Below are 12366 nucleotides of genomic sequence, written 5' to 3'. Positions count from 1 at the left end.
CGTCGACGTCAATGCCAAGGCAGCGAACCGTGCTTTCCAATTTGGTGTGCCGGAGCAACAGCTCGGGCCGCACGCAGATTCTTGGTGTTGCGTTAGTTGAATGTGGCCTTGGACGGCGATAAGTTCACCCGGCCCGTCCCGGAACTCGAGTTCGAACAAAGCCTGGCTCGGTAGCCGCGCCTTTCAAGATACACAAATATGTGACACCAGCGTTCGTCTGGAGTCCGCCCGCCCGCGCCCTAAATTCGCTCAGAATCCCCGACTAAGTGAGTCCTGCACCCTTCACGATGGTCGATCCGGTGCATTTAATCCGTTGACCTTGCTCCCAACCACCGATACCATGCAACAAATAGTATTCGTGCCAACTTCTCAGTGTGGCTTGGATTTCCTTCCCATATCCTTGGCCATGTCGTTAGTCTCAAGCAGCACATCGCCGACACCTCATAGGCTTCAAAATGCTTAGACGTGTATCATCGATGACATTATGTAGCGAGCGCTGGGGGTCAAGCGAGCACTGGAAAATTGACTCGACGCCACGATACGTCAGCTTCAGACCAATCGCACCGAGACTGCCGAGCTGCCGGACACCGGCCTCCTCGGCGAACGCTTGTCCCAGGAAGACTTCTGCGGCGATGGCGCCAACTTCAGCTCACAGTGCACGCACGTCAAAGCCCGGATCCGCGAGTCGGTCCTCAGACTCTCTGAGGCGGAAAAACAGCGGCTGAAAGACGGTACCGGAGACCTCCAGCGCACCTGGGAGTGGCAGGAGCTGACCCACGAAGAGCGCGGCAACGCCCTGGACCGGCTGGACGGTCTAGGGTTCTGGGCCACGGACGACTTCGGTGGGCTCAAAAGGCTGTTGGCGCCCGATTACGACATCAACAACACTTTGGTGGAACTGAAACAGTCCCTTCAGCGCCAGGGTCAGGACCGCCTGCGGAAACGGGTCGAGAGAGAACAGGCCAAGGAAGCCGAGGGTGCTCCGGTCAAGCTCTGAAAGACTCTATCCGTGCCGGCAACCATGACCTCCGAAGCAGCCATCGATCAGCTGATCAAGCAAATGCGCGACATCCAGGCGCAGTCCGGCCTGCGCGCGGAGATGGAAGCATCTTTAGTCATTAGCGACGCATCCGAAGGGGGGCAACTGAAATGGAAGTGGCAGTGGATTCACAGGATCACATCAAGGCAATCGCGGAAGAGGTCCTGAAGCAGTTCGAGAAGACGGCGTCGGTGGCGAGAGCCAAGCTCAACGAGCCACTTGGTTTGACGCCTGCCGCCTTGGCCGGCATCAACACGCTCACCTCTGGTGCGACACTCGGACACTTGCAACGTATCGACGGGGAAAATCGTTCAAGCTACAGCATACTCGCGCAAGAGCCCGCGATTGCGCGGGTCGTGGCCGAGGACGAGTCGGGGCAACGACACACATACTATTTCTGCCGTGCCGACCAAGGTATGGTGGACATCGGCGTGATCAGCTACCGGGCGCCGATCGGACGCCTGGCTGCGCTCCCCATCGGCGAAGAGTTCCGGCTTCCCAACGGTCGCGAGCTCTATGTGCTGGAGCGCTCCCAGCTGCGGCCCACCGCCACAGCCGGAAATTGGGATTCGCAGAACACCGTCTTCGAGGCCGAGCGCATCGGACCGGTGACGATCGAATCGCTCCAGGCGCTGCTGACCGAGCTCGCCGGCGAAGACGTAAGCGCCGACCTGTTGGAGCGACTGCTGGCCGAGGAAGCCCTAAAGGCGAACGTCGTCGAAGGCGTGCGCCGAACCGTCATCACCAAGATGGGGCTCCGCGACCAGCCGGTGCTCGACCAGTACCAGGACGAGATCTTCCGCCTGTCCCTTGCCAATCGCCTGATGATCCTAGGCCCCCCCGGCACCGGCAAGACGACGACGCTGATCCGGCGCCTCGGCCAGAAGCTCGACACGACCTTCCTCGACGAAGACGAGAGGCAACTGGTCGAGCAGCTGAGCGCCGCCGGCGGAGTCGCCCATGCCGACAGCTGGCTGATGTTCACGCCGACGGAGCTCCTCAAGCAGTATCTCAAGGAGGCCTTCGCCCGCGAGGGCGTTGCCGCATCGGACCAGCGCATCAGGACCTGGGACAACTTCCGCCGGGAACTCGCCCGCCAGACCTTCGGCGTCCTCCGGACCGGCGCAGGCGGCGGTATCTTCGTGCTCAAGGAAGACCTCGAGAGCCTGGGTCCCCAAGCGCTGCAACAGCCGATTCCGTGGTACCAAGACTTCGATGCCTGGCAGCGCGGCGCCTATCTTCAGGAGCTGCGGGACGCGTCCGCTGCCCTTGCCGCCTCGACCTCTGCCGACGCCGTGGCCCTCGGCGAGCGCCTGTCGAAGCCCCTGAAGACGGCCGGCGCCGAGACGCTGGCGACCACCTTCAGCGCCCTGGCCGCAGAGGTCCCAAGGGTCCAGACGCTGGTGGCGGGCCTCAAGAAGGACACGGACGAGAAGATCCGACGGACCTTGACGCTGCAGGTCAATCGCAAAAAGGATTTCCTCGACGAGTTGGCGAAGTTCATCGACACGCTCCAGGAGACCCTGGCGGCCGATGCCGACGACCCGGACGATCCCGACGCCGAGGACGAAGACGATGACACCGGGCCGCAGACCGGCCGTCACGCCGCCGTCCGGGCCTACGAGCGCGCCCTCCGAGCCCAGGCGCGGTCAGCGGCCGCCAGGCGCAAGCTGAACAAGGCGTCCCGCAACGCCAGGATCATCCACTGGATCGGCGATCGCACCCTGTCCGACGCGGATCGCGAGACCGTGGGGGCAAGCCTGCTGATCCAGTCCAGCGTGCGACGCTTCGTCAACCCGGCCAAGCGCTACATCGACGGCATCCCCAAGCGCTACCGGGCATTCCGGCGGCTGCGGCAAAGCGAGGAGCGGTGGTACGCCAAGGCACGGTTCGAGGCCAGGGACATCCATCCGCTGGAGCTGGACCTGATCCTCCTCGCCCTGCTGCGCTCCGGTGGCGAGTTGCTCGACAGAGCCGGTATCCAGCGCAACATCGAGGACCCGGTCTGGTCGTCGCTGAAGCCCTTCCTGGACCTCCGGCGGCACCAGGTCCTGGTGGATGAGGCCACGGACTTCTCCCCGCTCCAGCTCGCCTGCATGGGCGGCCTCGGGCACCCTACGCTCCGCTCGTTCTTCGCCTGCGGCGACTTCAACCAGCGCCTCACCACCTGGGGTACGCGCTCCATCGACGACCTGAAGTGGGTCTTCCCCGATGTCGAGGTCAAGGAGGTCACGGTGTCCTATCGCCAGAGCCGGCAGCTCAACGAGCTGGCCCGCGCCATGATCCAGGTCACCGGCGGCAGCGAGCAGCTGGCCACGCTGCCGGAGCATGTGGACAGCGAAGGGGTGGCGCCGGCCCTGCTGGAAGCGGCCACCGGGGCATCGACGATCGCCTGGCTGGCCGGGCGCATCCGCGAGATCGAGCAGTTCGTCCGGCGACTGCCGTCCATCGCCATCTTCGTCAACACCGAGGCCGAAGTCGCAGCCGTTGCTGCGGCCCTCGACGCCGCCCTGGCCGAGGACAACATCCAGGTCGTCGCCTGTCACGAGGGCCAGACGGTCGGCCAGGAAAGCAATATCCGCGTCTTCGACGTCCGGCACATCAAGGGGCTCGAGTTCGAGGCCGTCTTCTTCATCGGCATCGACCGGCTTGCGGACCTGCACCCGGACCTCTTCGACAAGTATCTCTACGTGGGCACCACGCGCGCGGCGACATACCTAGGGGTGACCTGCGATGGGTTGCTGCCGCCCGCGATCGAGGAACTTCGGCCGCGCTTCGGCCGGGACTGGCGAACTCTCGGCACGATTGCATAGAGAACCGCCAATGGCATTCCATCAAGCGACAAGTAACCGCCTGCAAGACATCGTCAACGAGGCTGCGGCCCGTCTGGTCAATAGCGTCAAACCACCGCTGCCCAAGCGCTTACACTGGCCCGATTGAGATCAGGGGGATCAAGAGCAGTGAACTCCAAGTACGGTTCTCCGAATTCAAACACGCGCCATTGAGCCGCATTTGTGATAGACCAGTTTCGCCAGCGCCCAGACACGCATTAGATCGGTGGCTTTTGTAAACCAGTTCGGCTCGGCTTTCAATCTTCACGCCCTATGCCACTGCTGCGTCATCGGCCGGGTTCTTGAGCCACTCAGTCGCACTGCGCTTTCATTCCGCGACTTGGCCGACTGGTGAAGATCTTGCTGATATCGGCTAAAAGTGTGCGTAAGTTTTGCCGCTGCAGGTTGATTGAGCCAGAAAAAGCCCGCGAGGTGGTTGGTCGGCGAATCGATGCCTGGTTTCGCTTCCAATGCCGCCAATGACAGGCGAAGGCGCACGGCATCTTCTTGGACGGCTGCAGACATACATCCGACCGCACCGCTGAGACAAATACGACTGTGGATGAAGACCTTGCGGTACGGTACTGAGGTGACAACAGAGCGCATTCTGAGTAGTTGTAAAGGGACAACTTCAAGGAAGAGGCAGAATCAAGTCCAATCTCCTATGCCGGCCATGTTAAGCACGACGCAGTCAAAGACGACAGTTGCCTGCCCAAAAACCCCGCATGCGTCCTGCATGATCAACCCAGAATCACCCCGATTTTCCCGAGATTTCACTGTCGCTTCAGACGCCTGCATCCGGGCAAGCTGTGTTCCCACAGCAACCCGACTGATGCAGGTTTCCGATGCGCCAATTTCTTCGTTCGAGTCTCCCTTGCCTGCTGGCCCTGAGCGGACCGGCGGCGATTGCCACCCTTCCTCTTCCGCCTGATCTCGCCGATCTCTCAGCCCCGCTGGAGGCGTCGATCCAGTTACCCGGCAGCGGTGTGCAGATGCTGCAACTGCAGGACCGGGTCGCCTTTATCAGCGCCAACGGGCGCTATGCCTTCACCGGCGATGCCTGAGACCTGTGGCATGGCGAGCAACTGACATCCGTCCGCCAGGCGCAGGCACTGGCCAGCCGGGTCGATTTGGATCGGCTCGGGCTTGATCCAGCGGATCTGGGCGCCATCAACCTCGGCGACCAGCAAGCCGACACTAAGCGCGTCTGGGTCTTCATCGATCCACTGTGCCCGGCCTGCCAGGAGCTGCTCGAGCGTCTCGCGCAGACCGAGACTCCCGCCCATGTCATCCCGTTGCCACTCGGCGGTGCGGATTCAGCCCAGGCCGCGCGGCGCTTGCTCTGCGCGCCATCCCCGCAAGCCGCCCAATCCGCGCTGCTTGAGCAATCCTGGTCCGAGCTACCCCGACCCACGTCCGACTGTGACACCCAACCCCTAGTCCGGGCGCTGATCACCGCGCGGCTGTTGGGAATCGATTCGGTCCCGACGCTGATTGCGCCAGATGGGCGCATCCAGCGCGGACTACCAGAAAACCTCAGCGCCTGGCTGGCCGGAGAGCAGCCATGAGCATCCGGACCCCTGCTTTGGCCCTCTTGCTCGTCCCGACCCTCGCACTGACCGGCTGTGCCGGCGGCCTCGGTGCCAAACGCTATTCCTGCGAGGGTCTGCCGAGCCGTCCCTTGTGTCTGTCCACCGCCGAGATTTATGCCCTGACCGACGGCGATGGCCCACCACCGGCTGAGCGCCGCTTGCAACAGGAGAACGCCCGATGATCCGTGTCCGTCAATCCCGTCATGTCGCTCTGGTTTTGGTGTCCGCTGCCGCGCTGTCCGGCTGCATCACCCCGTCGCCGCGTCCTTCCGATGCCTCCGCGCCGGTCATCGTCGCGGGGCAGGGCGTGGTGCTCGACACCCGCTCACACACCGCCGGCTCGGAACGCGCGCCCGGGCGCGCCGCGAACAAGCTGCCAGACAACGAACCAGCAGCCGCAAACGCAGAGCAGTCAACCGCCAGCAAAATCGCCGCCGAATCCACCCCAACCCCGACCCGCGGCCCGGCGCAAGTCCTGCGCATCTGGATCGCCCCCTGGGAGGACAGCGCCGGCAACCTGCATGGCGCCAGCCACGTCTTCACCGAAGTGGTGCCACGCCGCTGGCAATTGGCCTCGGCCACCGAGACAGCGACAAGCACCGTCCTGACACCCCTGCAGATCGAACCGCGCCAGGTCTCGCGTCCCGAACCCTCGCGCAAACCCTGAGCCAACCCCTAACCCTACAAACGAAGGAGTCACTGATGACCACCGCACCAACCCAATCCCATCCTGAAATCGCCACCCCATCCATGTCTTCGCGCCCACTGCTGCACGCCGCTCTGCTCGGCGCGCCGCTGCTGGTGCTCTTGTTACCGGACACCGCGCTGGCCGGCGCCGGCGGCACCGAGTTCCAGGCCACCTACGACATGCTGATCGGCTGGATGACCGGTCTGCTCGGCCGGATCATCGCGGTGTCCTTCATCATCGTCGGGCTGATCGCCGGTGTCGCGCGCCAGTCGATCATGTCCTTCGCCATCGGCATTGCCGCCGGGCTGGGCCTGTTCATGGCTCCCGACATCGTCGATGCGGTGGTCTCCGCCACCTTGCCCATCGTCTGAGCATCGCGTGCTGACTGACCGGCCCTTGTGAGGACCAAGGCGTGCCGAGCCTGGGCGGGAAACCGCCTCCCAATGAATTCACAACCCGTTCCAATCCCCGAATTCAGCGAGGCCATTCCAACCATGCGACACCAACGAGGGACCAGATGCCGGCCATCGGCCGTGGCGGTGCTGGATGACCAAGGCCGCTTTCTCGCCCCCTGCAAACCCGCCCGCGCGCGTCAACTGATCACACTCGGTCGCGCCTGGCTGCTGAGCGCCGAGCCGCCGCGGATTCAATTGACCTATAAGCCCCAGCAAGAGGCCCCCGACCAGCCATGACCCATCCCGCCCGTCAATTTCAGGGCGAGCGCGCGGCGAACCTGTTCAGCCCGCTCGCCTTCGCCCCCGATTGTTTTTTGTTCCAACACGACGACCAGACCCTGGGGTACGGATTTCTCTGTACCCCGCTGGCCGGTGCTGATTCATCCTATGCCGAGCGGCTCTCGGTCCTGCTCAATCAGGACTGGCCCGCCGGCACCCAAATGCAGGTCGCCCTCTGGTCCACCCCGGATATCGACCAATCCCTGGCCGTCATGCTCGGACTGCGCCTGGATCTGGACCCTGGCGTCCTGCGTGAAGCGACCCAGGAGCGCGCGCAGTTTCTGCGCACCGGCGTGAGCGAACCCATTATTCCTGGCACCGAAGTGCGAGTGCGCGATCTGCGCGTCTTCGTCGGGGTGAAAGTGCCGATTAGCGCCCAGCTGCCGAACGCGGCCGAAATTTCCCAGGCCATCGAGCATCGCGCCGAGACCGAGCAGATGCTGAGCACCGCCGGGCTGCGTCCGCAGGCACTCACTGCCGAGAACTATGTCCGGCTGATGGGAACACTGCTCAACTGGGGCGAGGACGCCTCCTGGTGCCATCGCATTGCCCCGGAATGCGACCCGACCCGGATTCTGCGCGAACAGCTGCTCGATTATGACCATGCCCTGGAGGTCGATGCCGATGGGCTGACCCTCGGGGAGACCCGCGTGCAGGTTCTCTCCTGCAAGCGCTATCCGGACCAGGTCCACTTTGGCCTGGCGGCGCGCTATCTGGGCGATCCCCTCTCCGGTACGCGCGGCATTCGCCACAACGCTTTGGTCACGCTGAATCTGTATTTCCCTGACCAGGAACGCCTGCGCGCGCGCATGAAAGGTCAGCGCCAGTGGGCGACCAACACCGCCTATGGGCCGTTGGCGAAGTTCATGCCGGAACTGGTCTCGCGCAAGCTCGGATTCGATGCCTTGTTTGCGGCCCTGGACCAGGGTGACCGCCCGGTGCAGTGCTACCTGAGCCTGGTGCTGTTCTCCAGTCCCGCCGAGGCATCCGCCGTGGCCTCCAACGCCATCACCTACTGGCGCGAGCTCGGCTTTCAGCTGATGCGTGATCGCTACTTCGTGCTGCCCTTGTTCCTTCAGGCCTTGCCCTTCGGCATGGACTGCCGGGCGATTCGCGACATGATGCGCTACCGCACGCTGGCCGCACGGCATGCGGTGGCCCTGTTGCCGGTCTTCGGTGACTGGAAAGGCACGCCCACGCCTGTGGTCAACCTGCTCTCGCGCAGCGGACAGCTGATGAACCTGTCGCTGTTTGACTCCACCAGCAATTACAACGCGGTGGTGGCGGCCAGTTCCGGCGCGGGCAAGAGCTTCTTCACCAATGAATTGATTGCCTCTTCGCTCAGCGCCGGCGCGCGCTGCTGGATTGTCGATGTCGGGCGCAGTTATCAGAAAGTCTGCGAGGCGCTGGGCGGGCAGTTCATCGCCTTCCAGGCGGATTCTGATCTCTGCATCAATCCCTTCGAGCTGGTCCAGCGCTGGGAGGAGGAAGCCGATGTGGTGCTGGCGATCATCACCGCCATGGCGGCGCCGACCGAGCCGCTGGGGGACTATCGCACGGCAGGACTGAAGCGGGTGCTCAAGCAGGTCTGGGATGCCCTGGGTCCGAAGATGACGGTGGATGCCATTGCCGAGGCCTTGCTCCGGGAAGACGACCCCCGGTTGCAGGATGTCGGCCGCCAGCTCTATGCCTTCACCAGTCAGGGCGAGTATGGGCGCTTCTTCAATGGCGCGAACAGCATTCGCTTCACCGCGCCGCTGGTGGTGCTGGAGCTGGAGGAGCTGAAAAGCCGCCGACACTTGCAGCAAGTGGTTCTGCTCCAGCTGATCTACCAGATCCAGCAGGCCATGTATCTCGGCGAGCGCGGCCAGCAGAAGTTGGTGGTGATCGACGAGGCCTGGGATCTGCTGACCCAGGGCGATGTCGGGCGCTTCATCGAATCGGGCTACCGGCGGTTCCGCAAATACGGCGGTGCGGCGGTGACGGTCACCCAGTCGCTGGCGGACCTCTATGCCAACCCTGTCGGACGGGCGATTGCCGAGAACAGCGCCAATACCTTCCTGCTGGCCCAGCCCTCCCAGAGCATCGATCAACTGGCGCAGGAAAAACGCCTGCCGATTCCCATCGAAGCGGCCGAGTTGCTCAAGACGGTCCACACCGTCCCCGGCGCCTACTCGGAAATCTTCTGCCTGACGACCCTGGGTGGCGGCATCGGCCGGCTGGTGGTCGATCCGTTCCGACGGCTGCTTTACAGCACCTCGCCGCAGGATGTGGCGGCCTTGGAGAGCTTGCGACAACAGGGACTGGATGTGGTCGGCGCGATCCGGCGGCTGCTGTGGGAGCGTGGGCATGGCTGAGGGCAAGCAAGATCGCTCGGAGTGGATCAATCCCCGGCTGACTGTTCCTGTTCTAACGGCTGTTCTTGGTGGGCTGATTGGGGGCTTGGTTGCTGACCGCATGGCGGTAAATCAAGACCATCCAGCAAACTCGATCCTGGTGCTGTCGGTCGCCGACTGGCTGCGCGGCGGACAGGACGGAGCGGCGATTCGGACGCTAGCTGAGCGGCTAGCAGAGCATGGCTTTCTGGTGCTGGACGATCAGGCCGTTCTGGCCGCGCCAGAAGCGCTTTTCCTCCAGCCGACGGAGGTCAAGCCATGATCGGGTCGGTGCTCATATCCAAATCCCAGCCCAAACCCAGCCTCGAAACCTGGGATCGGTTTGCGCTGAAAGCCCTGCTGGTGCTGACGGCGATTTTGATTCTGATTGGCTATGGCTGCGCGCGCTACCGCATCGGCATTGATGACCAGATCAGTCAATGCCTGCCGCCGTATCGCTGGTACCTAATCGATACCTTTGACCGGGACATCCAGCGCGATCAGCTCATCGCCTTCAGGGCGACCGACGCGATGGCGCCGTACTTCCGTCGCGAGCAGACCATCATCAAGCGCGTGGCCGGTATGCCGGGTGACCAGGTAGCGGTCACGGCGGACGGGACGTTGATCAATGGCATCATGCAGCCGCAAAGCGACCCAGCGCTGGCCAAGGCGCTGGGATTGTCCGTCGCGGATTTCCTGGTTGGGTCACTGACCATCCACGATGGCTTTCTGTGGGTCATGGGGGCCACACGCGACAGTTTCGATTCGCGCTACTGGGGCGTGCTCCCGAACAGCCAGGTGATCGGGAGGGCGTATGCGCTGTTCTGAGTGGATGCGCCTGGTCCTGAATAGCCGCGTTGCGGCGCTGGGATTTCTGGCCGGGGGGCTGGCTGTGGTCAGCGCGGTATGGGCTACCGATCAAGAGTCGCCGTCAGCCGACATCGACGCCGAGCTCCAAGAAATTCTGGCCCGCGCCAATGGGATTCTGTCGGACATCGACGGCCAGCCGCTGCCGGCTTGGCTTCAGCAAGCCAATGCGCAGTCGCGCGGGTTTGCTGCGGACGCCGAAGCCATTGCCGAGCGGGCGAGGACAATCATCAAGGAGGAAACCGAATCCTGCGCCGCCGATTCGGTTGCCGACGCCAATCATCCTCCGGCCATCACCTTCACCCTGTTCGCCTCCCGCGCCCTCGGCGAGTCTCAGTTGCGCGACCTGTTCCTGTTCGCCGCCGGTCAGCCGGAGACCAGAATCCTGTTTCGCGGGATTGGCGAGGACGAGTCGCTGCTGGATTTCATGGCGAGCCTGACCCCGCTGCTGGAGGACATCGACCCGCAGCCGACCGTCCTGCTCGATCCGACGCCCTTTCGGGAGCATGGCATCGAATCCGTCCCGACCCTGGTCGCGACTGGACCCGACGGAACAGAACTCGCGCGCGTCTCTGGCTTGGCCAGCATTCATTGGCTGCGTTCCGCCCTGGACGAGGGCAAGACCGGCGACCTTGGGGTGCGCGGCCCCATCCGCGCGATCGCCGAGCAGGACATTCTGGAGCTAATCCATCAACGACTGGCGCTTTTGGACTTCAAGACCTTGGGCGAACGGGCGGTCCAGCGTGCCTTCGACCGGCTGGCCTTCGAGACCCTCCCCGCAGCAGGTGAAGAACGCGAACGCTGGATCGATCCGACCATCACGGCGGGGGCGGATGTGCATCTACCCGATGGCACGCTGCTGGTCCGAGCGGGGGATTCAGTCAATCCGCTGGACAAGCTTCCCTTCACCCAGCGCCTGGTGATCTTCGATGCATCGGACAGTCGCCAGCTGGCCTTCGCGCAATCGCTCGCGAATGAACCGTCAGACAAGCCAACGACTTTCCTGCTGACCGGCCTCCACCGCGAAGGCGGTTGGAACGAACTGACGCAGGTGATGGAGCAACTTGACCGTCGGGTTTATCTGCTCACCCCGGAGATCCGTGAACGCTTCTCCCTGGACAGGGTTCCCGCCATCGTCGAGGCGGTGGGACGGCAGTTCCGGGTGCGGGAAGTGGCGATGATGGGTCAAGTCAAGCCGGCTATGGCAAGGAGCGAGACCCCATGAACTGCTCCGTTCTTCAATGCCTGGCTGGAATGGCGCTGCTCACCAGCGTCACGGTTCCAGCCCAGGCCGACGACGCCACCTGCCCGGACGCCGAACTGCTGAGCGAGAAGCTCATCACCGATGTCTGCTGGTCCTGTCTGTTCCCGGTGCGCATCGCCGGGGTGCCCATTGGCGGGGGCCACATTCCCGCTGGCGCGACCAACCAAGTGGTCTGCGTCTGTCCCGATCCGCTCGGTATCCCCAAGCCCGGTTTCACCATCGGGATGTGGGAACCCGCGCGCATCATCGAGATGGTGCGCAATCCCACCTGCGCGCCGGCCCTGGGTGGCATTCGGCTGCCGTTCGGCGATGTGCGCCTGCTCGGCAGCGGCGGGCAGAGCGAAGAGGACAGCAGCGACGCGGCTTTCTACAACGTCCATGTCTATGCCTTCCCGTTGCTGGTGATGCTCGATCTGCTCTATGACGACCGCTGCAATCCGGACGGCTTCAGCGAGCTGGATATCCTGCATTTCTCCGAGCTCGATCCGACCTGGAACCACTCCGAGCTGGCCTTCTTCACCCACCCCGAGGTGGCCTGGCTGTCCTCGCCGCCGGCGCTCGCGGCCTGCCTGGCTGACGGCGTCTCGGCCACCGCTGGCATCCCGCTCGATGAGCTGTTCTGGTGCGCCGGCACCTGGGGCTTGCTCTATCCCTTCGCCGGCGCGCAGCCAACCTTGGGCTCCCGACCCAGAGCCACCTCGCTCTCGGCCACCCGCACCATGGCGGCGCTGCATCGTCGCGGATTCGCGCGGCGCACCATGGGCGACGGGGCACTATGCAAGGCGCCCATCGCGCCCTTCATGCCCAAGAGCCAATACAAGTTCTCCATGTTCTACCCGCTGCCGGAGGCCAACAGCAGCCATGTGATCGGCGAGAGTCCCTTCCGCTGGGGCATCCATCGCACCTATCCGGGACCGGGTGAGGACCACCTCTACATTCTCTGGCGATGGCAGGACTGCTGTGCGACCTTCTGAGT

At 63.8% G+C, this 12366-nt stretch carries 13 protein-coding genes; all 13 read left to right on the top strand.

Translation table 11 applies throughout. The features are described 5' to 3' along the window. The first annotated feature begins 607 nt into the window (after positions 1-607). The 13 genes from Thiowin_RS03155 (at position 608) to Thiowin_RS03095 (ending at position 12364) form a co-directional block, all read left to right on the top strand. A complete protein-coding gene (locus Thiowin_RS03155) occupies positions 608-997 on the top strand; it encodes a hypothetical protein (RefSeq protein WP_328986291.1) in 390 nt (129 codons plus the stop codon). 152 nt (positions 998-1149) lie between these two features. Beyond that, the gene (locus tag Thiowin_RS03150; RefSeq protein ID WP_328986290.1) at positions 1150-3852 is read left to right on the top strand and encodes an ATP-binding domain-containing protein; all 2703 of its coding nucleotides are present in this window, start codon (positions 1150-1152) and stop codon (positions 3850-3852) included. An 863-nt stretch (positions 3853-4715) separates the two neighbouring features. Next, positions 4716-4934 carry a hypothetical protein gene (locus Thiowin_RS03145; protein WP_328986289.1) on the top strand — a complete coding sequence of 73 codons (219 nt, stop codon included), beginning with the start codon at positions 4716-4718 and terminating at the stop codon, positions 4932-4934. 66 nt (positions 4935-5000) lie between these two features. Then, positions 5001-5438 (top strand): thioredoxin domain-containing protein, encoded by a 438-nt coding sequence (locus Thiowin_RS03140; protein ID WP_328986288.1) that lies wholly within the window; start codon positions 5001-5003, stop codon positions 5436-5438. After that, positions 5435-5644, top strand: coding sequence for a conjugal transfer protein TraV (locus Thiowin_RS03135; RefSeq protein ID WP_328986287.1), 210 nt, complete (start codon positions 5435-5437; stop codon positions 5642-5644). The genes Thiowin_RS03140 and Thiowin_RS03135 overlap by 4 nt, the downstream gene beginning before the upstream one ends. Continuing rightward, positions 5641-6129 carry a TraV family lipoprotein gene (locus Thiowin_RS03130; protein ID WP_328986286.1) on the top strand — a complete coding sequence of 163 codons (489 nt, stop codon included), beginning with the start codon at positions 5641-5643 and terminating at the stop codon, positions 6127-6129. Before Thiowin_RS03135 ends, Thiowin_RS03130 begins: the two co-directional genes overlap by 4 nt. Before the next feature lie 35 nt (positions 6130-6164). Continuing rightward, the gene (traA, locus tag Thiowin_RS03125; RefSeq protein ID WP_328986285.1) at positions 6165-6521 is read left to right on the top strand and encodes a TraA family conjugative transfer protein; all 357 of its coding nucleotides are present in this window, start codon (positions 6165-6167) and stop codon (positions 6519-6521) included. Positions 6522-6593: 72 nt separating this feature from the next. Beyond that, the gene (locus tag Thiowin_RS03120; RefSeq protein WP_328986284.1) at positions 6594-6842 is read left to right on the top strand and encodes an RRXRR domain-containing protein; all 249 of its coding nucleotides are present in this window, start codon (positions 6594-6596) and stop codon (positions 6840-6842) included. Further along, entirely contained in the window at positions 6839-9241 is a 2403-nt protein-coding gene (traC, locus tag Thiowin_RS03115; protein ID WP_328986283.1) for a type IV secretion system protein TraC, read from the top strand. Before Thiowin_RS03120 ends, traC begins: the two co-directional genes overlap by 4 nt. Continuing rightward, positions 9234-9542 (top strand): hypothetical protein, encoded by a 309-nt coding sequence (locus Thiowin_RS03110; RefSeq protein ID WP_328986282.1) that lies wholly within the window; start codon positions 9234-9236, stop codon positions 9540-9542. The genes traC and Thiowin_RS03110 overlap by 8 nt, the downstream gene beginning before the upstream one ends. After that, a complete protein-coding gene (gene lepB, locus Thiowin_RS03105; protein WP_328986281.1) occupies positions 9539-10087 on the top strand; it encodes a signal peptidase I in 549 nt (182 codons plus the stop codon). The genes Thiowin_RS03110 and lepB overlap by 4 nt, the downstream gene beginning before the upstream one ends. Beyond that, positions 10074-11351, top strand: a complete 1278-nt coding sequence (locus Thiowin_RS03100; protein WP_328986280.1) for a TrbC family F-type conjugative pilus assembly protein — start codon at positions 10074-10076, stop codon at positions 11349-11351. Before lepB ends, Thiowin_RS03100 begins: the two co-directional genes overlap by 14 nt. Then, entirely contained in the window at positions 11348-12364 is a 1017-nt protein-coding gene (locus Thiowin_RS03095; RefSeq protein ID WP_328986279.1) for a TraU family protein, read from the top strand. The genes Thiowin_RS03100 and Thiowin_RS03095 overlap by 4 nt, the downstream gene beginning before the upstream one ends. Positions 12365-12366 lie beyond the last annotated feature (2 nt).

Source organism: Thiorhodovibrio winogradskyi (genome assembly GCF_036208045.1).
Lineage (GTDB): Bacteria > Pseudomonadota > Gammaproteobacteria > Chromatiales > Chromatiaceae > Thiorhodovibrio > Thiorhodovibrio winogradskyi.
Note: the sequence above shows the minus strand (reverse complement) of the source record. Positions and strands in the feature narration are given on the sequence as shown.

Excerpts from the sequence above, each read along its gene's own strand:
- Thiowin_RS03150 (WP_328986290.1), top strand. The coding sequence starts at position 1,150 with ATGGAAGTGGCAGTGGATTCACAGGATCACATCAAGGCAATCGCGGAA.
- Thiowin_RS03145 (WP_328986289.1), top strand. The coding sequence starts at position 4,716 with ATGCGCCAATTTCTTCGTTCGAGTCTCCCTTGCCTGCTGGCCCTGAGC.
- Thiowin_RS03135 (WP_328986287.1), top strand. The coding sequence starts at position 5,435 with ATGAGCATCCGGACCCCTGCTTTGGCCCTCTTGCTCGTCCCGACCCTC.
- Thiowin_RS03130 (WP_328986286.1), top strand. The coding sequence starts at position 5,641 with ATGATCCGTGTCCGTCAATCCCGTCATGTCGCTCTGGTTTTGGTGTCC.
- traA (WP_328986285.1), top strand. The coding sequence starts at position 6,165 with ATGACCACCGCACCAACCCAATCCCATCCTGAAATCGCCACCCCATCC.
- Thiowin_RS03120 (WP_328986284.1), top strand. The coding sequence starts at position 6,594 with ATGAATTCACAACCCGTTCCAATCCCCGAATTCAGCGAGGCCATTCCA.
- traC (WP_328986283.1), top strand. The coding sequence starts at position 6,839 with ATGACCCATCCCGCCCGTCAATTTCAGGGCGAGCGCGCGGCGAACCTG.
- Thiowin_RS03110 (WP_328986282.1), top strand. The coding sequence starts at position 9,234 with ATGGCTGAGGGCAAGCAAGATCGCTCGGAGTGGATCAATCCCCGGCTG.
- lepB (WP_328986281.1), top strand. The coding sequence starts at position 9,539 with ATGATCGGGTCGGTGCTCATATCCAAATCCCAGCCCAAACCCAGCCTC.
- Thiowin_RS03100 (WP_328986280.1), top strand. The coding sequence starts at position 10,074 with ATGCGCTGTTCTGAGTGGATGCGCCTGGTCCTGAATAGCCGCGTTGCG.
- Thiowin_RS03095 (WP_328986279.1), top strand. The coding sequence starts at position 11,348 with ATGAACTGCTCCGTTCTTCAATGCCTGGCTGGAATGGCGCTGCTCACC.